Source organism: Photobacterium sp. GJ3, from assembly GCF_018199995.1.
Taxonomy (GTDB): Bacteria; Pseudomonadota; Gammaproteobacteria; order Enterobacterales; family Vibrionaceae; genus Photobacterium.
On the sequence record NZ_CP073578.1, the window covers coordinates 1583672 to 1607294 of the forward strand.

14 protein-coding genes are annotated in these 23623 nt (G+C 49.1%); 5 read left to right on the forward strand and 9 right to left on the reverse strand.

What is annotated here, in order from left to right:
* Positions 1 to 133: 133 nt before the first annotated feature.
* The 5 genes from KDD30_RS07025 to pepN all read right to left on the reverse strand — a co-directional run bounded on the left by KDD30_RS07025 (position 134) and on the right by pepN (position 10334).
* Positions 134 to 673 carry a cell division protein ZapC gene (locus KDD30_RS07025; RefSeq protein WP_211648763.1) on the reverse strand — a complete coding sequence of 180 codons (540 nt, stop codon included), beginning with the start codon at positions 671 to 673 and terminating at the stop codon, positions 134 to 136.
* A 409-nt stretch (positions 674 to 1082) separates the two neighbouring features.
* Entirely contained in the window at positions 1083 to 2102 is a 1020-nt protein-coding gene (pyrD, locus tag KDD30_RS07030) for a quinone-dependent dihydroorotate dehydrogenase (RefSeq protein WP_211648765.1), read from the reverse strand.
* Positions 2103 to 2147: 45 nt separating this feature from the next.
* A complete protein-coding gene (locus tag KDD30_RS07035; protein ID WP_211648767.1) occupies positions 2148 to 6977 on the reverse strand; it encodes an NAD-glutamate dehydrogenase in 4830 nt (1609 codons plus the stop codon).
* A 422-nt stretch (positions 6978 to 7399) separates the two neighbouring features.
* Positions 7400 to 7621 carry a DUF2835 domain-containing protein gene (locus tag KDD30_RS07040; protein ID WP_211648769.1) on the reverse strand — a complete coding sequence of 74 codons (222 nt, stop codon included), beginning with the start codon at positions 7619 to 7621 and terminating at the stop codon, positions 7400 to 7402.
* A gap of 88 nt (positions 7622 to 7709) precedes the next feature.
* Positions 7710 to 10334, reverse strand: a complete 2625-nt coding sequence (gene pepN / locus KDD30_RS07045; protein WP_211648779.1) for an aminopeptidase N — start codon at positions 10332 to 10334, stop codon at positions 7710 to 7712.
* Between the two features lie 401 nt (positions 10335 to 10735).
* Here pepN and pncB point away from each other — a divergent pair, with 401 nt between their 5' ends.
* On the forward strand, positions 10736 to 11932 hold the full coding sequence (gene pncB / locus KDD30_RS07050; protein WP_211648781.1) for a nicotinate phosphoribosyltransferase: 1197 nt from the start codon (positions 10736 to 10738) through the stop codon (positions 11930 to 11932).
* Positions 11933 to 12007: 75 nt separating this feature from the next.
* On the opposite strand, the gene KDD30_RS07055 is transcribed toward pncB, so the two are convergent.
* The 4 genes from KDD30_RS07055 to KDD30_RS07070 form a co-directional block, all read right to left on the reverse strand.
* On the reverse strand, positions 12008 to 12673 hold the full coding sequence (locus KDD30_RS07055; RefSeq protein WP_211648783.1) for a lipocalin family protein: 666 nt from the start codon (positions 12671 to 12673) through the stop codon (positions 12008 to 12010).
* 226 nt (positions 12674 to 12899) lie between these two features.
* The gene (prc, locus tag KDD30_RS07060) at positions 12900 to 14903 is read right to left on the reverse strand and encodes a carboxy terminal-processing peptidase (RefSeq protein WP_211648785.1); all 2004 of its coding nucleotides are present in this window, start codon (positions 14901 to 14903) and stop codon (positions 12900 to 12902) included.
* Between the two features lie 17 nt (positions 14904 to 14920).
* Positions 14921 to 15559: an RNA chaperone ProQ gene (gene proQ, locus KDD30_RS07065; protein WP_211648795.1), complete on the reverse strand. Its 639-nt coding sequence runs from the start codon at positions 15557 to 15559 to the stop codon at positions 14921 to 14923.
* A gap of 111 nt (positions 15560 to 15670) precedes the next feature.
* Positions 15671 to 16129: a GAF domain-containing protein gene (locus KDD30_RS07070; RefSeq protein WP_211648797.1), complete on the reverse strand. Its 459-nt coding sequence runs from the start codon at positions 16127 to 16129 to the stop codon at positions 15671 to 15673.
* Positions 16130 to 16212: 83 nt separating this feature from the next.
* Between KDD30_RS07070 and KDD30_RS07075 the strand changes: the two genes are divergently transcribed.
* The 4 genes from KDD30_RS07075 (at position 16213) to rsmF (ending at position 23507) form a co-directional block, all read left to right on the forward strand.
* On the forward strand, positions 16213 to 18045 hold the full coding sequence (locus KDD30_RS07075; protein WP_211648806.1) for an ABC transporter ATP-binding protein: 1833 nt from the start codon (positions 16213 to 16215) through the stop codon (positions 18043 to 18045).
* Between the two features lie 52 nt (positions 18046 to 18097).
* Positions 18098 to 19288, forward strand: a complete 1191-nt coding sequence (locus KDD30_RS07080) for a paraquat-inducible protein A (RefSeq protein WP_211648808.1) — start codon at positions 18098 to 18100, stop codon at positions 19286 to 19288.
* Positions 19275 to 21938: a PqiB family protein gene (locus KDD30_RS07085; RefSeq protein WP_211648816.1), complete on the forward strand. Its 2664-nt coding sequence runs from the start codon at positions 19275 to 19277 to the stop codon at positions 21936 to 21938. Before KDD30_RS07080 ends, KDD30_RS07085 begins: the two co-directional genes overlap by 14 nt.
* A 132-nt stretch (positions 21939 to 22070) precedes the next feature.
* A complete protein-coding gene (rsmF, locus tag KDD30_RS07090) occupies positions 22071 to 23507 on the forward strand; it encodes a 16S rRNA (cytosine(1407)-C(5))-methyltransferase RsmF (RefSeq protein ID WP_211648824.1) in 1437 nt (478 codons plus the stop codon).
* Positions 23508 to 23623 lie beyond the last annotated feature (116 nt).

Genomic DNA, 23623 nt, shown 5'->3' on the forward strand with positions numbered 1-23623 from the left:
ACAGTAACTGGTCAGTACTGTTCACAACATTGAAATTCAGATGATTGGCGTAGATTCAGGGGAGGAATTCGTGCGTTCAGGGTGGTAGATTGGTTTCAAAGAGGATACAGGCGGGACACGCCCAGGCCGGCTTTTAACCGACTAAAGCGAATCCCAGCTCCTGATTGAGCTGCACCGGCTGCATTCTGTCGTTCATCACCTTAATGACACAACAAAAGTCCAGATCTTTCCCGACAGCCAGGCGATGCGCATTGACATCAGCCAGCATACACAGGCTCGCACAGCCACTATTCTCGATCACTAAATAGGCAGCCGAACCAAATTCGGTGTCCAGCATGATGATTTCACCGTTCTGAGGGCTATATTCCCTCTCCTGCTGGGTGAAGAACCAGCTTTTCGGCATCATCGGTTTGTGAAAGCGGCTTGCCGCCACGGCGTTTAATGCCAGCTCAACCTTACGGGGTGCAGAAAGCGACAGCGCTTGAATGTTTTCAAGAAATGTTTGATACGTGCTGGCATCATCCACGGTGAATTCACCGCGGGTAAATGCACAGCTGACCAAATGCTTGCTCGGAATGGAAACGCGGAAAACCATCTCTTCGCCCAGATCGAGCATTAGAGAGTCATTCTTCTGGTCGTAATACCACGTCCACGAATTGTTTGGTTTTAACACGGTAGGCTCCAATGTCAGTATTCAGACTGTAATCAAAGCAAGAAAATGAGTACGTAAAGGGAATTGTACTAAGCAACTGATAAATTAAAAGGGGAAAAAACTTAAGAGATCATGAGGTTATAATGTGTAATTTTGACAATTTCGAGTGTTTTATCATGCTTATACCAATCAAAGTAAGTCAATGATCAGAAATAGCGCAGGGAAAATGTTTGAGAATAAGGCGGATTGTTTAGATCAGTAGTCATTCTACAATCAAAAAATCTAACGCAGTGATCGAACATTTGAACAAGCTAGGATGGCCAGTGATTTACTGCGATTGGTATTTCATATGAAAAAACGCTCACAAAATCGTGAGCGCTTGTCTGAGCATCTGAAGGTTATTCTGTGACGGCGTCACAAAAAGATTGGATTAACGCAGATCGCAATGCATCACGATGTCTTTGACCAGCTTAGGACCGTGATAAATAAAGCCTGAATAAATCTGAACCAGGCTTGCACCTGCCAGTAGCTTCTCACGGGCAGAAATGGCGGAATCAATGCCACCAACGCCGATAATCGGGATCTGGCCTTTCAATTCATGATTCAACATCCGAATCACTTCCGTGCTGCGATGCTGCAATGGACGGCCACTCAGGCCCCCTGCTTCATCACAGTGCGGCATGCCTTGCACCAGTGTACGGTCCAGGGTTGTGTTCGTCCCGATCACGCCATCGATCTCATTTCGAACCAAGGAATCCGCAATCTGGATCAGTTCGTGATCTTCAAGATCCGGTGCGATCTTCAGCGTCAGAGGGACATAGCGATTATGTTTCGCTGCCAGTGACTTCTGACGTGCTTTCAACTGCGTCAGCAAATCGTCCAGCGCCTCACCATATTGAAGCGTTCGCAGCCCAGGCGTATTCGGGGAAGAGATGTTCACAACGATATAGCCAGCATGCTCATAAACCTTATCCATACAGATCAGGTAATCCTCGGCACCCTTCTCTACCGGTGTATCTTTATTCTTACCGATATTAATGCCGATGATGCCGTCGTACGTTGCTTTCTTCACGTTTTCGACCAGATAATCCACCCCATGGTTGTTAAAACCAAAGCGGTTGATAATGCCTTCAGCAGGTTTAACACGGAACAGACGAGGCTTGTCATTGCCAGGCTGAGCTTTCGGGGTGACCGTGCCTACTTCTACAAAGCCAAACCCCATGGCACCAAACGCATCGATGCATTCGCCATTTTTATCCAGACCAGCAGCCAGACCGACAGGGTTTTTAAAGCGGAGTCCCATCACTTCAACAGGACGTTCAGGGAGGTGTTGACGGTAAAGAATATCGAGAGGTGTACCGGTGAAGCGAGAAAAGTTCTTAATAGCCAAATCATGCGCTTTTTCAGGGTCTAACTGAAACATGGCCGAACGCGCGAGGCGGTAAATCATTATACCTCCTTAAAAAAAAGCCCCGTATAAACGGGGCCACATTATTCACTGATTTGGTTTGCAATTCAAATTTAATAGCACCAATTCTCGCATAGCAACTGAGAATTTTGCGAATTCATGGGCTGTCCCAACTTTGAACTCAGCAAGCACACTTTCCCAGCGCTGAATCGCAGGATGATGATGTTCAACCCACAAATCAATCAGCGTTTCAGGCGCCTCTCTGCCCTGACCAGCACCAATCACAGCGGAAGTCAGCTGGCGTTGCTGCCAGTCCAGATCTTCACGGAATGATGCACGAGCCAGTGCCTGCCAGTGGTTTTCTACCGGCTGGTTGTGAACCTGCTGGAGGAACCAGTGCAGCGACAACTGCGCACCCAGTACGAAGTAAACGCGGGCAATAAAGCCAACTTCTTTGTCCATTTCCTTCGCAATCTGCGCGATATCCATGGCTGAGTACAGGCTGCTCAGGCGGGCAATGTTATGTGCCAGCGCTGCTGGAACGCCCTCTTTTATCATGCCTTGCGCCTGATCATCATGCTCCTTCACTTCATCGGCAACCAGGTAGCTTTCCAGATTGTCGCGCAGATCGTTCAGGGTTGGCTGATAGAAGGCAATCTGTGCTTCGATGCCCATCTTACGGTCGCGGTTGCGCAGGAACCAACGTGTGATTCGGCGCAGCATACGGCGGCAACGGTACATCATTTCGTATTGGATATGCGCCGGAACCTGATTATCCAGTTCACGGATTTGCTCGAAGAAGGCTTCAAAACCAAAGACTTCACGACCAACCGAATATGCTGAAGAGATTTCAGCCACTGTTGAGCCTGTCTCTTCCTGCAAACGTGTGACGAAGTTACAGCCCATTTCGTTCGACATCTGGTTTGCCAGAGAGGTTGCAATCAGCTCACCTTTCAGCGGGTGATTTTCCATCTGATCACGATATTTCTCTTGCAGCGCTTTCGGGAAGTAAGCCGGCAGCAGACGGTTATGATAAGGATCTTTGGTGATCTCATCCGTGACCAGTTCTTCTTTCAGAACCATCTTGCCATAAGCAACCAGTACAGCCAGTTCAGGACGCGTCAGGCCCATGCCTTCTTTCTCACGCTCAACCAGCGTGTCATCATCTGGCAGATACTCCAGCGCACGATCCAGCTTGCCTTCTTTTTCCAGGTGATGGATAAAGCGGATCTGCTCTTTCAGCAGGTTGACATGCAAATGCTGCGTGACAGAAATTGACTCACTCTGCGTATACGCATCATCCAGAACAATCTCACCCACTTCATCTTCCATCTGCTCCAGCAACTCATTGCGTTGCTTGTAAGTCAGATCGCCTGCGGCAACCAAGCCATTCAGCAGGATCTTGATGTTCACTTCGTTATCTGAACAGTCAACACCACCAACGTTATCGATAAAGTCAGTGTTTACACGGCCGCCATTCTTGGCAAATTCCACACGGCCCAACTGAGTCATCCCCAGGTTACCGCCTTCGCCAACGATCTTCGCACGCAGCTCATGACCGTTCACACGCAGACCATCGTTTGCACGGTCGCCCACATCGGTATGTGTTTCTGATTCAGACTTCACGTAAGTGCCGATACCACCATTCCACAGCAGATCAACTTCCATGGTCAGGATCAGTTTGATCACTTCGTTTGGCGTCAGAGTCTGCTTGCGCGTGCCCAGAAGCTTCTGGATCTGCGGCGTCAGTTTGATGGACTTGCTGCGACGGGAGAAAATACCACCGCCTTCAGAAATCAGCGCACTGTTGTAATCTTCCCAGCTTGAACGTGGCAGGTTGAACAGACGATTCCGCTCTTCCCAGCTGCTCGCTGCATCCGGATTCGGATCCAGGAAGATGTGCATGTGGTTAAACGCGGCAACCAGACGAGTATGTTTGGACAGCAACATGCCGTTACCAAAGACGTCACCAGCCATGTCACCGATACCCGCACAAGTAAATTCGGTCGTCTGGCAGTCCACGCCGATTTCGCGGAAATGACGTTTCACGGATTCCCAGCCACCTTTGGCAGTGATCCCCATCTTCTTGTGGTCATAACCATTCGAACCACCGGAAGCAAACGCATCCCCCAGCCAGAAGTTGTAATCAGCAGAGACAGAATTCGCCAGATCAGAGAATGTTGCTGTGCCTTTATCGGCTGCAACCACCAGATACGGGTCATCTTCGTCGTGACGAACCACATTGGCCGGATGACTGACGTCACCTTCAATGATGTTGTCCGTGACATCCAGCAGCGCTCGGATGAAACGCTTATAACAACGCTGACCTTCGGCAAGAATTTCTTCGCGTGTTGTCATTTGCGGCTGGCGCTTACAAACGAAGCCACCTTTCGCGCCCACAGGCACAATCACGGTGTTTTTCACTTGCTGCGCTTTCACCAGACCCAGGATCTCTGTCCGGAAGTCTTCCTGACGATCAGACCAGCGCAGACCGCCCCGTGCGACTTTTCCGCCACGCAAATGAACACCTTCGATATCTGGTGCGTACACGAAGATTTCAAAGAAAGGCACCGGTGCCGGAATCTCAGGGATCTCAGATGGACGTAGTTTCAGTGACAGCCAAGGCTTCGGCTGACCGCTTTCGTCCACCTGGTAGTAGTTGGTCCGCTGGGTCGCCAGAATCATTTCCATGTAACGACGAATGATCCGGTCATCATCCAGGCTTTCGACCGCTTCCAGTTTCTCGTTAATCTTCGCAATCAAGCCATCTTGTGCTTTCTCGCTGAATTTACGGGAAGGATCAAAACGCAGGGCGAAAAGATCGACCAGATCACGTGCCAGATCCGCATGATTCCCCAGCGTATCTTCGATATATTGCTGGCTGAATGGGAAACCCACCTGACGCATGTAACGGGCATAGCTTCGTGCGATGGTGATTTCTCTTCCGGTCAGACCGGCACAGAACAGAAGGCGGTTGAAACCGTCACTTTCCAGCTCACCATGCCAGATAGCGTCAAAGGCTTCCTGGAAGCGATCGCGAGCATCAGACAGATCGATCTCGTGACAGCCGTTGACCAGCATTGCGAAATCCAGAATCCAATACACCGTGCCATTGGCAGTCACGATTTCATACGGCGATTCACCAATCACACGCAGGCCAAGGTTTTCCAGCATTGGCATCACGTCGGACAGATGGATCGGTTCATCACGGTGATACAGCTTCAGCTTCACGAAGCGGGAGTCAGTCGCAACTTCCTGAGGACGATAGAACAACATCCCCAGTTTTTTGTCTTCACTCAGGCTTTCCAGTAACTCAATGTCTGCAACCGCAGAACCAGGCAACATCTGCTCTTTATAAGAACGAGGGAATGCACGCCCATAGTTTTTCACCAGAGGCGTTCCTTCATTTTCACCAAAATTGGAAATCAAAGAATCGCTGAGGCGATCTTCCCAGGAAGCCGCAGCTTCAACCAGGTTTCTCTCAATGGCTTTGACATCTACATCAAAATTATTGTTATCGACACGCACGATATAATGAGTTCTCGCTAGTGGGCTCTCGGAGAAGAATGTGGTGAAATCCACATTTTGATCAGAGCCAAAGTAATCTTTAAAAATCTTTTGCGTCTTGATACGCAGTTCGGTGTTGTAGCGCTCACGCGTGACATAAACCATGCATGAGAAGAAGCGGCCGAACGGATCCCGACGGACAAACAAACGCAGTAAATCACGGTCCTGCATACGAACGACGCCGCTGGCCACATCCTGCATTTCTTTTTCGCTGGCCTGGAACAGCTCATCACGCGGATAAGTTTCCAGAATATTGTTCATTGCTTTCCTGGAATGTGAACCTTCTGAGTAGCCGCTGCTTTCCAGAATACGAACCACTTTGTTGCGGATCAGCGGAATGTTCATCGCCGTCTGATGATAAGCGGTTGCTGCATACAAACCGGTGAAACGATGTTCACCAATCACATTGCCGTCTTTATCCAGACGCTTAATGCCGATGTAGTCGGTATACGCCGGACGGTGAATCTTCGATTTACCGTTGCTTTTCGTCAGAATCAGTAAGTTCGGTTTTCTCGCTTCAACACGTGCTGATTCAGGCAGGTCAGACAACATGAGTGAGCGGGCTTTCCCCGGCTTACTCAGCAGACCCAAGCCTTTTTCATCACACGGACGTAATTCAAAGTCGCCTTTCACAGGCACCAGATCATATTGGTGGTAACCCATAAAGGTGAAGTTATGGCGAGACACCCAGTCCAGAAACTCAATCGCTTCCTCACGATGGCTCTGTTCAACCGGGACTTTGGCAGATTTCAGCTCTTCTGCGATCTCAAGCATTTTGCTCTGCATGGCTTGCCAGTCATTGACGACTAGCTCAATATCTTGCAGCACCTGCTCAAGTTCATTTTTCAGCGCATCCATCTCGGCTTTATCAGAGAGACGATCCACCTCGATGTGGAATAAGGTTTGCAGATCGCCTGTTTCTCCACACGCTTCGATGATGACCCCTTCCTCATCGCGCTTGAAGAAATACGGGCCATTGAACATCAGATGGCTGGCAATGCCCTGACGATTCAAAGTCATCCGTACAGAGTCGACCAAGAATGGATGGTCAGGCGTCACAATTTCCACAACCGTGTGGGTTGACTGCCAGCCATAACGACTCAGTGTTGGGTTGTATACACGAACAGAAATTTGGTCGGGTTTGTTTTGTACCAGATGATGCCAAAGGCTGAGAACGGCACCATACAAGTCAGATTCATTCCGTTGAAGCAGATCGTCATCTGCCAGTTGTCCTAACAATCGTTGAGCAAACACTTCGACTAATGACTGCTGAGGGGTTTCTATCTTGTCCTGGATTAAGCCATACACTTTTTCAAGCAGTACCGGCACTATTGGGTCAGGTGCGGTCATAGCAGATGCTCCATCGTTATTACTTTTATCAATCTAGTATAGGGTTTGATAACGACGCCCTGAGTTCAGCACTAAAAAACTTCTCTCTGGCGAGGTTTTGTTGACTCGGGAGCTATTGTAGGGCGTTTTGTTGCTAAATGGTTACGATAATTACTCTGTATTTAGAAGAAAAAATCGAATATGTGACTAAGGTAGATGTTTTGAATGCCTAGGCCCGGAAAGGAATTATTTTCCATGCAATAACGGGCTTTCAAGCCGTTCTATCTGGTCTAACCATCTAGAAATAAAATAGTTTTTTCTAGCTGCGAAACTAGTCAAAAGTGAACAAACTGAAAGCAAAACGCTGTTGCCAGCGCCAGATAAAAACTCTCCATTCGCATAATTATGTAGAACATTTGTTAATATCTGACTAAAGAAAGGATTTAAGCGACTTTCTCCAACATTTCGAGCCGGTTATCTGGTGTCACACTCACCCGGAAACGTCCCCGGATGCCGACCTGACTCAAAAATGGCCGGAGCCGGCTCGCAGGTAGCTGCAGGCGTAATCCTTCGTCGGTGTAGACCAGCACAGCACTGGCAGCACCTGAGTAATGCTGGAGAAAAGTATGATAGGAAATGTCGACTGAAAAGGTGTATCTCTTCATGTGCACAGCCTGAATCTCGGTCCTGTGGGATTAGAGAATGAAAAAAGCTCCCTCTTGAAAGGGAGCTTTTGATTAAAGCAAACCAGTATTATTGTTCAAGTGCTTTTTCCACTTTCTCGAACAAATCTCTCGCCAGATTCTCCATCTTCGCCAGTTTTTCCAATTCGGCACGCATCAATCCCTGACGGGCTTCATCGTACAAGCGATACTTCAGGAAAGGCTCAATCAAGCGGGAAGCCACCTGAGGATTCGTTGTGTTCAGCTCGGTGAGAATCTCCGTCAGGAACTGGTAACCGCGGCCATCCCTTGCGTGGAAACGCGACGGGTTGTTGGCACAGAAACTCGCAACCAGACTCCGGGTCCGGTTCGGGTTTTTCAGGCTGAATGCGGGATGTTTCATGGTTTCATACACGGTATCCAACGCATTCTCAGCCGGATTTTTCCCTTGAAGAATAAACCACTTGTCCATCACCAGACCATCGTGCTGCCACTTCTCGCTGAAGTCTTGCATTTGCGCTTCGCGGCACGTCAGTTGTGCTTCGTTGGCTGCTGCCATCGCTGCCATGGTATCTGTCATGTTATCTGCCTGCGCATACTGAGCAGCAACCAGCTTTTCTCCCTGCGCTGTCAGCGCCAGATAAGACAGACAGCGATTCCGCAGTGAACGTTTGGCAATGGCTTCATGGGACACAACATAACCGGATTGTTTCAACGAATGGTAAATCGCAGCCAGTTCATCTTCCAGTTCTGTCGCCAGAATGGTTTCAAGCGCGCCCATCACGGTGTGAATGGCATCCACATCGATCACGTCATACCAGCCTGCCACTTCATTTTCGCTTGGCAGGGTCAGCATTTCCGCAATAAATGCCGGATCCAGTTTCTCATCCAGTAATGCACCTCGGAATGCATCTACCACAGTTTCAGGGAAGACAATTGTTTCACCCGACTGAACGGCAGACACATTCCGACGAATATATTTCGCCAGCAACATCTGACCTGCATCCCAGCGAGCGAACTCATTTCGCGCATAGGTCATCAGGAAAACCAGTGCTTCATCGCTGTAATCGTATTCCAGAACAACCGGCGCAGAGAATTCACGCAGCATCGAAATGACCGGCTGCTCGTATACTTCATCAAAGATGAACGTCTGCTCTGCCTGTGTCACATTCAGTACTTGTTCGACGGGCTCCCCGTGACGTTGTAACTGAATGACGTCACCTTTACTGTCATAGAGTTCAATGTCGAACGGGATATGCAGGGGTTGCTTGTCTTTCTGACCTGCGGTTGGCGCTGTATGCTGCTTCACCGTGACGTGGTAACGTTGTTCATCCGCATCATAAGCCGTTGTGACATTTACCACAGGTGTCCCTGACTGGCTGTACCATAAGCGGAACTGCGTGAGGTCCACACCCGAAGCATCTTCCATTGCCTGAACAAAATCATCACAGGTTGCAGCGGTGCCATCATGACGCTCAAAATACAGCTTCATCCCCGCCTGAAAGCCAGCCTCACCCAGCAACGTATGCATCATCCGAATGACTTCACTCCCCTTTTCATACACAGTCAGGGTATAGAAGTTATTCATCTCAATCACTTTTTCCGGACGAATCGGATGTGACATCGGGCCTCGGTCTTCCGCAAATTGCGGACCACGCATGATGCGAACATTGTTGATGCGGTTGACCGGACGCGAGCCCAGATCGGATGAGAATTCCTGATCGCGGAATACAGTCAGACCTTCTTTCAGACTCAGCTGGAACCAATCACGACAGGTCACCCGGTTGCCGGTCCAGTTATGGAAGTATTCATGACCGATGACGGATTCAATTCCCAGGTAATCGGTATCTGTGGCTGTGGCCGGATTCGCCAGAACGTACTTCGAGTTGAAGATGTTCAGACCTTTGTTCTCCATTGCCCCCATGTTGAAGAAATCAACGGCGACAATCATGTAGATATCCAGATCGTATTCCAGACCAAATCGCTCTTCGTCCCACTTCATCGAGTGAATCAGCGAGTGCATGGCGTGTTCAGCACGGTCCAGGTTGCCTTTGTCGACAAAAATCTCCAGCGCAACTTCTCGGCCACTGCCGGTTTGATAGGTATCGCGCAGAACGTCAAAATCACCACCGACCAGCGCAAACAGATAACACGGTTTCGGGAACGGGTCCTGCCACTGTACCCAGTGCCGGCCATTCTCCAGCTCACCACAGCCGACTTTATTGCCGTTGCTCAGCAAAAACGGGAAACTGGCTTTCTCTGCAATGACTTTGGTCGTAAAACGGGCCAGTACATCCGGACGGTCAAGGTAATACGTGATACGCCGGAAACCTTCCGCTTCACACTGAGTACAGAAACCACCGCCCGACTTGTATAAACCTTCCAGTGAGGTGTTCGCTTCAGGATTGATCTCTGTTTCAATCGTCAGCTCAAATGCAGCAGGGAGTTGACGAAGGATCAGACCCTGGCTGGTTTCTTCATAGTCTTGCCAGCGCTCACCGTTCACTTCCACCCGGCACAAGGTGAGTTCGTCGCCATCCAGTGTCAGTGACGTTACGCCTTCATTGACCTGCTTGACCTGGCTGACTGCAACAACCCGAGTTGCCGTATCATGCAGATCAAACGTCAAATCGATATCGGTAATGGTGAAATCCGGTGCCTGGTAATCAGCACGAAATTTAGCAGTCGGTTGTGCGGCAGTCGGTTGATCAGCCATATAAATCCTTCCTTAATCATCCATATTGGCAGTCTCGCGGTTTCCATGTTTTCATTCAAACTCAGCTTGCGAGACTGAAACGTTGCAAAAAACCCTCAGCGACAGGCCAACGGGTCAAACAGCCATAAAGGCAACCAACTCCCGTTGTCAGAACAACAGGTAACAATGCTTAAAAGTTGGTCAACTATACTTATACGTAATGTATAAAATGAAACGCTTTTTGCCTTTACACTGAATTAAGACAAAATGTTAGCAGATACCACTTGGACTGAAAATCTTATCTTTTTTACTTGTTACCTCTGTCTCGTCGCGTAACAATGGCAAACTCAAAAAAAATTCCAATTCTGACACTTTGCCCAAGCCAATTGATTTTAGTCGTTTAACAGGAATAACTCAGTCATATGAACCAAAATATTCAGCCTTGGATCATTGATTCATTGCTTGATACAGATGCGTATAAGCTCCATATGCAACAAGCCATCTTTCATCTTTACCCGGATGTCGATGCCGCTGCGGAGTTCCGGTGCCGCAGCGATGAAGATCTTCGTCCTTATCTGGCCGAAATTCAGCAACAAATTCAGCACCTGGGTGAACTGCGATTTACACAGGACGAAATCGAGTATCTGGCCAGCCTGCCCTTTTTCCGACAGGATTATCTGGATTTCCTCAGAGATTTCCGACTGGATCCGTCACAGGTTGTGGTGGGAGAAGATGAATCGCAACTGACAGTTCGCATAGAAGGTAAATGGCTGGATTTAATTCTCTGGGAAGTCCCTTTACTCGCGATCATTTGTGAAATTCGTTGTCGTCAGCTTTATCCGAACGCAACGCCTGAACATGCCATTGCCCATCTGAAAAGTAAGTTAACTCACTTCTTAACGTTAGCCGGCGATACTGATGTCAGGCAGTTCTCTCTGGTTGATTTTGGCACACGCCGCAGATTCTCAAAAGCCGTTCAGTATGCCGTTGTGGATCATCTGAAAGCTCATTTCCCGCAACTTGACGGGACGTCTAATTATCATCTGGCCCGAACCCGCCATCTGACGCCAGTCGGAACACAGGCACATGAATGGTTCCAGGCGCATCAGCAACTGGCAGGAGAGCTGGCCGATTCGCAGCAACTTGCGCTCAACCGCTGGTTGCAGGAATATCCGGATTCACTGGGAATTGCACTCACCGACTGCATCAATATGGATGCCTTCCTGCGTGACTTTGACCTAAGATTGTCTCAGCGATTCAGTGGTCTTCGTCATGACAGCGGGGATCCGATTGCCTGGGGCGAAAAAGCCATCGCACATTACCAGTCACTGGGAATAGACCCGAAAACGAAAACCCTGGTGTTTTCCGACAGTTTGACACTGGAACGAGCGCTGAATATCTATCAGCATTTTTATCATCGCATCAATGTCAGTTTTGGGATCGGCACCAATATGACCTGTGACATCCCTGGCGTCGACACCTTGAACATTGTCCTGAAACTGACTGAATGTGAAGGACGGCCCGTCGCAAAAATTTCAGATGAACCGGGCAAAAGTATTTGTCAGGACGAAGCATATCTCGATCAACTTCGTGAAGCTTTCAAGATAGCGAACGATTAAGACATCCTCATGAATCACTGAAAAAAAGAGAGAGGCTTTACGCCTCTCTCATCGTCATGTTGTAAAAAATCATTCTTACTGCCGTTGCATCACGGCTTCCATCCCAAACTGTTGGTTGGTCAGGGTCAATGTATTGTCCTTTCCTAACTTGAAGTGACTGTCATGTTGCCCGTCTTCATAAATCAGCACGATACGATCATCTTCAAGATAGTAAATTCCTTTGTGCTCTTTACGGGTACCATCCTTCCCAACCACCTGCGCTGAAAACAGAAAATCGGGCCTTAACGATAGTTTCAGTTCAGAGACGCTCTTATCAACATCCTGCCCTTTGATCATCGAGGATCGCCAGTGGCCGGGCAGATTTTCAGGAGCCAGTTTGGTAAACCGGGCGCCGTCTAACAGGAACTGATTATAACTCAAAACATATTCGTGCTGTTGCGATGGCTGGTCGACAGAGTTCATCGTGATTGTGGTTTCATCAATGTCATATTTCCCGCCCCATTCGTCAATCCGGCCGTTGGTTCTGAGTAAGCGTACCGTGAACCGATACGACGAATTGAACTTGATGTTCATCGCCCGGTAATGAATCCCTTCACTTTCAACCCCCTCATCTGTGGTGCTGAACCAGTACCAGTCACCCAGCAACAGTGGATAATCAAACTCTGTGAGTTCATCTGCAGTCGCAGACTGAACCCAGGACAAGACCCCAATCAGAAAAGAAAAAAGTACAGCTCGCAGCATGATAATACCCCAGAAAAATATCATCCCCTCTTATCACACTAGTTCCGCTTGCATTGTTGCGTGCAAGAATCTGACAAAGGTCACAGGTATTACACGCCATGTTTCAAATCCGAGACAGGTTGACAGAGGAAAGTTATCCGGGAATGCTGTGGTTTCACAGCATCATTCAACGAAAAAAACGGCGCATGAGCGCCGTTTTTACTGAGACATTTTTATCAGATAAGCATCAGCTTTGTTCTGCTTTAACCAGATCAGCGGTAATCGCAACCGCTTCATCCAGATACGCATCAGGCGCTTCATAATCTTTCGGGACATCTTTCAATGCCAGGAAAGGTTTTTTGCCCAGCGCTTTCTGGCGGGTATTCAAGCGTTCCAAACGTTCTTTCTCTTCCAGATCCTGCTCCATCCGTCGCTTCTGTTCATTCAGCGACAAGCTGTTCAGATCTTTTTCAGCTTTATACTTCGAAATATCATCGAAGATAAAACCAAACTCACGATCCTGCTTGATCCGCTGCATATGCTGCGCACGAAGGGATGGCAGTAATGGCGAGAAGTCATACATCTTCTGATAACCAGCGGGTTTAATGCTGTCCCAAGGCAAAGCGTTGTCTTCAACACTTTCACCGGTATCTGCCGGATCGACAGCCGTTGGGAAGCTGATGTCTGGCACAACACCCAGATTCTGTGTACTGCCGCCATTAATACGGTAGAACTTCTGAATGGTGTACTGAACATGACCCAAGGGCTTATCAAACAAGTCATAAATATGGTTCAGAGAGCGGTGCTGCTGCACTGTGCCCTTACCAAAGGACTGCTCACCAATAATGACTGCACGGCCATAATCTTGCATTGCTGCTGCAAAAATTTCGGATGCAGATGCACTGTATCGGTTAATCAACACAGTCAACGGGCTGTCGAAATAAACGCGGTCATCAGAATCCCCGTTGACTTTCACCCGGCCATAGCTATCACGCACCTGAACAACCGGACCACTATTAATGAACAATCCAGTTAATGCCGTGGCCTCGGTGAGTGCACCCCCGCCATTGTTCCGCAAGTCAATGACAATGCCATCCACCTGCTGCTGGTTCAGTTTCGCAAGCTCTTTCTTGGTATCTTCAGACAAACCCACATAGAAGCTTGGAATCTCAATGATACCAATCTTACGGCCCTGATAAGTCTCTACAGAAGACTTCGCTGCCCGATCTTCCAGGCGAATTTTATCGCGAACAATCGTGACACTGTAACTCTTAGCGTTCGATCCTTCCGGCAGAATTTCCAACCGGACTTTACTGCCCTTCGGTCCTTTAATGAGCTGGACGACATCGTCGAGACGCCAGCCAACTACATCGACCATATCTTTACCGTCCTGAGCAACACCGACAATGCGGTCGCCAGCAGACAGCTTCTTAGAGTTTGATGCCGGACCACCAGCAACCAGTGAACGAATCACCGTATATTCATCATCCACCTGAAGCACGGCACCGATCCCTTCCAGAGACAGATTCATTTCAGACTGGAATTGTTCGGCACTTCGGGGAGACAGATAGCTGGTATGGGGATCGACTTCGCGGGCAAATGCATTCATGTAAATCTGAAATACATCTTCGCTGTGACTCTGAGTTAAACGCTTTAACGCATTGTTGTAACGTTTACGCAGTGTTTCCTGAATATCTTTCCAGTCTTTACCTGCCAATTTCAGGTTCAGCTCATCGGATTTCACGCGCTCACGCCAGATCTCATTCAGCTCATTGCGATCTTTCGGCCAAGGCAGTTCTGAACGATCAATCACCATATCTTCCTGAAGACCGAAAGACATCGGCTTATCCAGTAGTGTTAATGCGTATTGATATCGATCGAAGCGACGTTTCAAAACGGTATTGAAGATGTCGTAGGCCGCCGTGGTTTCGCCACGTTTGAGCTGATCATCTAACTGATAACGCCATTGTTCAAACTGCTTGATGTCTGACTGGGTCAGGAAGCTCTTGTTGTAGTCCAGCATTTCCAGATATCGGTTGAAAATGTTGACTGAGAACTGATCATCCAGTGCAAACTGGCGATAGTGAGAACGAGTAAATCTGGAGGCAACTCGTTTGCTGGCGGTGGCATGCTGTTTTTCCGGTGTTAAAACAGGCAATTCACTTTGTGTGTGTGTGGCTTCCAGAGCCTGAGCTGATGCTGCCAGCACAATACCGGCAGCAATCAGTGAGAAACGGAATCGACAGTTCATACGTCGAGCATTCTCCTTTATGAACGCAGGTGCTCCGCTTTCACAACCATGGTCAGGCCATTAGTCAAACGGACACGCACATCGTCCTTATTAATTTCCACAATCGTGGCCGGCATGTTGCCAGTGCCCATATTCACACTGACATCCTTACCCACGGTCACTTCATCAGAAGACAAAGCGCGAGTGGTTTCTACCGGCTTCTTATCTAGCTTAGACGTTTTTGGTTTAACGTTTCTAGCTTTAGGCGATTTTGCTCGATCTTTCTTTGGCTTAGCGTCACCTTCTGTAGCGGCTTTCGCTGCAGCCTGCTCTTTACGTCGAGCACGAACCTTAGCTTTGCTTTCTTCAAGCGCTTTCTGTGCGTGCTCGACATGTTCCTGTTCTAACACACCACACTCATTGCCATCAAGGTCAATACGGCTAGCGCCGGCTTTAACACCATGAAGATAACGCCAGGAAGAAGTGTACTGACGAAGCGCTGCTCTCAACTGAGTCTTGCTGACTTTAGGATCGTCACTCAGTCGTTCAGCGAGGTCTTGGAAGATACCAATTTTTAATGGTTTAGCTTCACCTTCAACAGTAAAACACTTTGGAAATTGCGCAGCAATATAGGCAATCACTTCTTTACTGTTCGTTAACTTTTCAGAGTTTTCCATGGACTTTCCTGACAAAGCGAGAGTATCTCGCTGTTAGTGCTTTTTAATTAAAACCAATAAGTGCGGGCTATTATAATTACCTAATACTGAAAAACCACCGAAAGCATACAATTAGAGCTTAATTTGTAGTTCCTCAATGAATGAAGCTAGCCCGTCTTCGTCTTCCTGGTCAAATCTTGACAGACTTGGACTATCAATATCCAACACACCGTACAACTGACCATTCACCGAGAATGGAATCACGATCTCAGAATTGCTGGCCGCATCGCATGCAATATGCCCTTCAAATTGATGCACATCACTGATACGTTGAACTTTATTTTCTGAAATCGCCGTCCCGCAAACTCCCCGGCCGACCGGAATCCGGACACAGGCAGGTTTGCCCTGAAACGGACCGAGAACCAACTGATCTTCTTTCAACAGATAAAAGCCAACCCAGTTGATATCCTCTAACTCCATGTTGAGTAAGGCACTAATATTAGAAATATTCGCAATGACATCCGGCTCACCGTCAACCAGTGCAACCGCTTGCTGGGTCAGACGACGATAAAATGCTGGTTTGTTTTCCATGGCTTACTCCTTATATAGCCGCTAAAATGGCACTTTTTCCGAAAATAGGAATCGTTCTCACTGTGAAAGATACGACGAATCAAATGATTAACTGGTCATGGTTGATAAAGCAAGCAAAACATCACAAAAAGAGACTGGTTGCTGCCAATCTCATCGCTGTGGTTGCGACGCTAATCAGTGTCCCTATTCCATTGCTGATGCCTCTGATGGTCGATGAAATCCTCTTGCAACAACCAGGACAGGGCATCGCTTTACTGAATCATTTTCTCCCTGAATCCTGGCAGGCCCCCGCTGCCTATATTTTGCTGGTCCTGCTGATGGTTGTCCTGATGCGAACGGCCAGCCAGGCGCTGAATATCCTGCAAAGCCGTCAGTTCACGCTGGTTGCCAAAGACATTACGTATCAGATGCGCCGTCATCTCATTGACAAACTGGGCCGCATCAGCATGCGTCAGTATGAAGAACGTGGCAGTGGTGGGATTACCTCACACCTGGTGACTGACGTTGAAACCATCGATAAATTTGTGGGCGATACCCTGAGCCGTTTCCTGATTGGTGTGCTCACGGTGCTGGGAACTGCGATCGTTCTCTTATGGCTGAACTGGGAACTGGGCCTCTTTATCCTTCTGGTCAACCCTGTTGTCATCTATGCCTCCCGGAAAATGGGTAACCGGGTCAAACACCTCAAACGCCATGAGAATCAGGCGTTCGAAAAGTTTCAGCAACGGCTGGTGGAAACCTTAGACGGAATTTATCAGCTGCGCGCAGCAAACCGGGAAAAAGAGTTCCTGAATCACCTGAAATCGCATGCCGATGGGATCCGTCACAATGCCGATAAATATGCCTGGCAATCCGAAGCTGCCGGACGCATCTCTTTCCTGCTGTTTTTGATTGGGTTTGAGCTGTTCCGCGCCGCTGCAATGCTGATGGTCCTGTTCAGCGACTTAACCGTTGGTCAGATGTTTGCCGTTTTCGGTTATCTCTGGTTCATGTTAAGTCCGGTTCAGGAACTGCTGGGGATTCAGTTTGCCTGGTATGGCGCGTCTGCAGCCATGCAGCGTCTGAACCATTTGATTCAAATTGAAGAGGAAGTTCGCCCGGTTCCGAAAGTCAATCCGTTTACTGCACAGGCGCCAATTGCCATTGAGATCAACAACCTCGATTTCGCCTACGATGATGATAAAAAAGTCCTGAACGGTCTGAATCTATCGCTCCCAGCCGGCAAGCGCATCGCACTGGTCGGTGCATCCGGCGGCGGAAAGTCGACCTTAATCCAACTCCTGCTCGGCATTTATCAAAAAGACAGTGGCGATATTTTCATTAACGGCCATCCGGTTGAAGATGTCAGCTACGAAGCGCTGCGGGAAAAAATGGCGGTGGTCTTACAGCAACCCGTACTCTTCAACGACACTTTACGTCAGAACCTGACCCTTGGCGCTGAATACGAAGATGCCCAGCTCTGGCAAGCGCTGGAAATTGCCCAACTGACGGATGTAACACAACGTCTGAATGATGGCTTAGAGACACAGATTGGCCGGCAAGGGATTCGTCTGTCCGGCGGCCAGCGCCAGCGTCTGGCGATTGCGCGCATGATCCTGAGCAATCCAGATTTTGTGATTCTCGATGAAGCGACTTCGGCGCTGGATACCGCGACAGAAGCTGCATTACATACAGCCCTGAATGAGTTCTTGTGTGATAAAACCACCCTGATTGTGGCCCACCGGCTGTCTGCCGTGAAACAGGCCGATCTCATTTACGTGCTGGAAGATGGCCAGATGAGTCAGACAGGGACGCACTCCGAGCTGGTCAGGACATCCGGTTTGTATCAGACCCTCTATGGCTCTGTGCAGACTGGAGAGACTGAACCAAGTTTGAATCATGAGGGTGCGGCAGTAGCCAGGTTCAATACAAAATAATATAGTGTCAGTCAGCTGATATCTTTGATGAAAGAAGAGGACGGACCCGCCCATGTCAACAGTAAGACTCTGCCCTTGCTGTGATTTACCTTTGACCCCGATGGTGACACGTCTGGGTCAGAGCGCCTTCTGTCCCCGATGTGAATCTCGCTTATACCACGGCGGCATGCCTTCGCTCCGCGGTGATTTAGCCCTGGCACTGGCAGGGCTGATCCTGTTCTTGCCGGCCCACTTATATCCGTTGATTACCATTCGGCTGTTCGGGGTGATGATTCCTGCAACGATACCTTCAGGTGCCGTCACCCTGTCCGCCGATTTCCCTGCCGTCGCTGCATTGATTTTGTTTTGCAGCACGCTGGCCCCTTTTCTGGTTTTTGCTGCGGTACTCTCTGCCCAATACGGGTTAGCACGGCGACAACTGCGTCTCTTTAAAACATCTCTTTGGCTGATTGAAAAGCTCAAGCACTGGGCCATGTTTGATGTCTTTCTGGTCAGTCTGGGGATCGCCTGTTTCAAAGTGAAAGACTATGCCGACATCCATGTTGGCGCCGGATTATTTTGCCTTGTGATGATGCAGTTACTGATGGTCATCATGCTGACCCGGATTCATGTAAAACGCTATTGGGAAGCCTGGCAGCCCGAAACAGACCATAACAGTGAAGTGCTAAAGTTACATTGTCACGTATGTCATATGAGTCAGTCCAGTGGCTCCGATTGTCAGCGGTGCCAGGGGCCTATCCATCATCGTCAGCCTCATTCTGTCCAGAAAACATGGGCTTACCTGATCACCGCTGCTATCTTTACCATTCCGGCAAATCTTTATCCGATCTCGATATTTCTCAACAATGGCAAACGAATCGAAGACACAATCCTGTCTGGGGTCGCGAGCTTGATCAGTTCCGGGATGGAAGGGATTGGAGCCCTGATATTTTTTGCCAGTATTGTCGTGCCAATTGCCAAAATTTTAGGTCTTGCCTTTATCTTGCTTTGCATCCACTTAAAACTAGAGATCAACCACTTACACCGAATGAAACTGTATCGTATGATTCAGTGGATTGGAAAATGGTCAATGATGGACTTATTTGTGATCGCAATCATGGTGACACTCATTGACCGCGGACAGATTTTAGATTTTACCCCAGGCCCGGGCGCGATTGCCTTTGCGACTGTCGTTGTATTGACCATGCTCGCCGCTGAAAGTCTGGATCCTCGTTTGATTTGGGATAAACATGACAAAAAATAACAGCCCAGCGCAACCGCCTTTTGGACCACCAGTCGGTCCCCAACTCCCCCATCCGGTGAATGTGAAAAGAGACAGGCAAATATCCCCGCTTTGGATATTGCCCATTCTGGCACTGGGGCTGGCTGCCTGGCTGGTTTTTCAGGCTGTCAGTGAAGCCGGACAACGCATTACGATTCATTTCGACGATGCCGCCGGTCTGGAAGCTGGCAGAACCATGATCCGTTATCAGGGACTTGAAGTCGGAATCGTGCGTGAAGTCAAACTCTCCGAGGATTTACAGAGTATCTATGTCACCGCAGATATTTACCCGGAAGCTGTTCAGGTGCTCCGAAAAGGCACCCGATTCTGGCTGGTGAAACCCAAAGCCTCTATTACCGGCATCAGCGGGTTAGATGCGCTGGTTTCCGGCAACTATATTGCGCTGCTGCCCGGCGAAGGTGAACCTGAATCTCAGTTCACAGCGATCGATGGCCAACCCGCTGAAATGCCTGTCGGCAATGGGCTGACCATTCAATTACAGGCACCGGATCTGGGCTCAGTTTCTGTTGGTGCGCAGGTCTACTATAAAAAAATCCCGGTCGGTGAAGTCTATAACTATTCACTGAGCCACAGTAAGAAACGCGTACTGATTGATGTTCTGATCCAGCCGCAGTATGCCAATTTAGTCACCAACAAGAGCCGTTTCTGGAATGTCAGCGGCGTCAGCGCCAATCTCGGATTCAGCGGTGTGGATGTTCAATTCGAAAGCCTGTCTGCGCTGATCGCAGGCGCGATTGCTTTTGATTCACCCGATGAAGGCTTGCCTATTCAGCCCAATCACCTGTTTCGTCTCTATCCTGATTTAAATACCGCAGGTCGGGGAATTGCGATCACCATCGATCTGCCCGAGGACAATCAAATCAGTGCAGGCGGTGCACCGATTGTTTATCGCGGGCTTCAGATTGGTCAGATTTCGGATCTTCGACTGGATCGAAACCAACAACGCGTGGTTGCCCACGCTGCAATTGAACCCAGTATGAGCGATCTGCTGACCACTGGCACTTCCATGCGCTTAGAGGAAGCAAACCTTTCTTTGACTGGGGTGAAGAATCTGGGCAACCTGATCAAAGGGAATTTTCTGACCCTGATGCCCGGTGACGGTGAGCCAGCCCGCCATTTTCAGGCGTTCACTCAGGCACAGCTGGAAGAAAAGCGTCCTGGTGCCCGGGTCATCACACTCAATGCCGATCAAAGCTACGGCATCAGTCGCGGGACTGCCGTGACGCATAAAGGGATGCCAGTCGGCAGCGTCAAACAAGTTCGGCTGGATGAAACTAAAGTTCGCTTCGATCTCATTATCAAGCCCGAATATGCCTCACTCGTTCGCAGCCAGAGCCGCTTCTTTATTGATGGCGGGATACAAGCCGACATAAGTGCTGCAGGCATGCATATTTCCGTACCACCAGCTGAGCAACTCATCAGCAACAGCATCGCTTTTACCAGTGCTGGACAGGGTGCCCCGCAACAGCATTATCCGTTATACAAAAGCAGAGCGCTGGCAGATCTGGCCGGAAATCAGCAACAAGGCAGTGCGACTGTTACAATTTTTGCCGACACACTGCCTTCTGTCAGTGAAGGCAGTCCGGTGCTGTATCGGAACCTGCCTGTTGGAAAAGTACTTAGCTATGCCCTGACACGTGACGGCGTCACGTTGAAATTAGCCATTCAAAATCAATACCGGCACCTGATTCAGTCCGACACCGTTTTCTGGGACCGGTCTGGCGTAGAAGTGGAAGCCGGTTTGGGCGGCGTAAATATCAAAGCCAGCCCACTCACCACATTGATCAAAGGCGGGATTGCATTTGACAGTATGCCGGATGTACCCAACCGGGTCGGAAAACAATTCAAACTCTTCCCAAGCCTGAAAGACGCAAAAGAGTTCGGGACTCAAATCAGCCTGACCGCTACTCACGCCAAAGGCATCTCCCCGGGGACAAATATTCAGTATCAAGGGGTGACCGTGGGTAAAATTCTGACGCTGACGCCAGACTTTAAAACCGGACAGATTCAAATTGATGCCAGACTCTTCCCGCAATTCGCTGAAACACTGGCCCGGGAAAACTCTCATTTCTGGCTGGTGACGCCCAAAGTGGACCTCACTGGCGTTCAAAACCTCGACAGTATTCTGAGCAGTTATATTGAGGTGGCTCCGGGTGACGGAAATTATCGCCAGACATTCACCCTGTCGGAACAGAGTGAAAAAACCTTCAATGGCCTGACCGTCATTCTGGAAAGCATTGCACGAGCCTCTGTGCGTCCGGGAACACCACTTTTGTTCCGTGATATTCAGGTCGGTCAGGTCAGTAAAGTAACTTTGGGTGAACTGGCCGACCGTGTGCTCATTGAAGCGCAAATCGATCCCGGCTACAGGCACCTTGTCCGGAGTGATTCCGTGTTCTGGAATACCTCGGGGCTGGATGTCAGCCTTGGCCTGACTGGCGCGAATATTCAGGCAGGAACTATCGATACGTTGTTGCGAGGCGGGATTGGGTTGTCCACACCAGAAGGCCAGCCACTGTCTGCCCCCGCTCAAACAGGCGATCGCTTTTTACTGCATGAAAAAGCCAATCCCGAATGGAAAAAATGGCGGACAGCCATTCCTGCCGAGTAAATTGCTACGCTGATCAAAGGCAAGCCATTGTGCTTGCTTTTTTATGGCTTCTGTCTATGGCACCGGGCAGTTTTCCCGGCAGTCAGTTTGAGATAGACTTGCCGCCTCTGCATTCCAACTGAGAAAGATCAAGTGCATCAGTCCATTTATATTCCAGACGATTTCATTCAACATATTCAGAAGATTCTGCCCGACGGTCTGGACATGGAAAGTTTCCTTACCTGCTGTCGCACCCCTTTGCGCCGTAGTATTCGGGTGAATACATTGAAGATCTCCGTCAGCGATTTTCTGGAGCGGATCAAAGACAAAGACTGGCAACTGACGCCAGTTCCCTGGTGCCGGGAAGGGTTCTGGATTGAGTACGATGAGCAGCAAACGGAATCGCTGGGTAATACCCCGGAACATCTGGCCGGGCTGTTCTATATTCAGGAAGCCAGCTCCATGTTACCCGTGACCGCGCTACTGAGCGGAAATGATCAGCTTGACTGTGTGTTGGATATGGCCGCAGCACCGGGTTCAAAAACAACACAACTCGCTGCTGCGATGGAAAATACAGGCGCGTTAGTTGCCAACGAGCTATCGGCCAGCCGAATTAAAGTCCTGCACGCTAATCTTCAGCGCTGTGGTGTTTCTCATGCAGCAATGACTCATTTTGATGGCCAGATCTTTGGCGACTGGACGCCAGAAGCTTTCGACAGTATTTTGCTGGATGCCCCCTGCTCTGGTGAAGGTGCCATCCGTAAAGATGAAGATGCCATGGCGAACTGGAGTCTGGCACACATTGAGGAAATTGCGGCCATCCAGCGCAACCTGATCGTTAGTGCATTCCAGGCGCTCAAGCCAGGCGGCGTGATGGTTTATTCAACCTGTACGCTGAATCAGAGAGAGAATCAGGATGTATGCCAACACCTGAAAGAAACCTTTGGTGACGCCGTCACGTTTGAGTCACTAAAAACCCTCTTCGACGGCGCTGAAAAAACCTGCACACCGGAAGGGTTTCTTCATGTATTCCCTCAGGTCTACGACAGTGAAGGATTCTTTGTAGCCCGGATTCGAAAGCTGGCTGCCGTCGAAACAGAGCCGGTGAAAAAACGAAAAGCGAAGTTCCCTTTCTCGCCGGCTTCACGCAAAGACAGCGAGCTCATTCTGGCGCAACTGAACCAAGATCTGTCTCTCTCAGTGCCGGACGATCGAGAGATCTGGCTTCGCGATCAGGAAGTCTGGCTCTTCCCTGCCCGACTTCGTCCATTATTGGATCAGATCAGATTCCAGCGTATCGGCATTAAACTGGCTGAACAGCACAAAAAAGGGTATCGGTGGCAGCACGAAGCAATCATGACACTGGCAACAGGTCATGAAAGTCAGTGTGTTGCATTATCTGATGAAGAAGCCAATGAATGGATTATGGGACGAGATATCCGGCCAGAAATCGTTTCAGGCAAAGGCGAAGTCATTGTCACGTATCATGGATATCCCTTCGGGATCGGTAAGTGGGTCGGAAATCGTATCAAAAACGGGTTACCCAGAGAGCTGGTCAGAGATACAGGTTTATCTGGAAATCGCAGCTAATTTTGGAGCAGAGCATTCATTAACGGAAAGATCTTAGTAGCCTCCGCTGTCTCAGGGCTAAAACTGGCAAAAAATGCTGCCTGAACTAAGATTAATCATGTAATTGATCTCCATTT

Coding starts and splice junctions, on each gene's coding strand:
- KDD30_RS07085 (WP_211648816.1), top strand. CDS start 19,275: ATGACAAAAAATAACAGCCCAGCGCAACCGCCTTTTGGACCACCAGTC.
- KDD30_RS07055 (WP_211648783.1), bottom strand. CDS start 12,673: ATGCTGCGAGCTGTACTTTTTTCTTTTCTGATTGGGGTCTTGTCCTGG.
- KDD30_RS07070 (WP_211648797.1), bottom strand. CDS start 16,129: ATGGAAAACAAACCAGCATTTTATCGTCGTCTGACCCAGCAAGCGGTT.
- KDD30_RS07080 (WP_211648808.1), top strand. CDS start 18,098: ATGTCAACAGTAAGACTCTGCCCTTGCTGTGATTTACCTTTGACCCCG.
- pncB (WP_211648781.1), top strand. CDS start 10,736: ATGAACCAAAATATTCAGCCTTGGATCATTGATTCATTGCTTGATACA.
- proQ (WP_211648795.1), bottom strand. CDS start 15,559: ATGGAAAACTCTGAAAAGTTAACGAACAGTAAAGAAGTGATTGCCTAT.
- pepN (WP_211648779.1), bottom strand. CDS start 10,334: ATGGCTGATCAACCGACTGCCGCACAACCGACTGCTAAATTTCGTGCT.
- KDD30_RS07040 (WP_211648769.1), bottom strand. CDS start 7,621: ATGAAGAGATACACCTTTTCAGTCGACATTTCCTATCATACTTTTCTC.
- KDD30_RS07075 (WP_211648806.1), top strand. CDS start 16,213: ATGATTAACTGGTCATGGTTGATAAAGCAAGCAAAACATCACAAAAAG.
- KDD30_RS07035 (WP_211648767.1), bottom strand. CDS start 6,977: ATGACCGCACCTGACCCAATAGTGCCGGTACTGCTTGAAAAAGTGTAT.
- pyrD (WP_211648765.1), bottom strand. CDS start 2,102: ATGATTTACCGCCTCGCGCGTTCGGCCATGTTTCAGTTAGACCCTGAA.
- prc (WP_211648785.1), bottom strand. CDS start 14,903: ATGAACTGTCGATTCCGTTTCTCACTGATTGCTGCCGGTATTGTGCTG.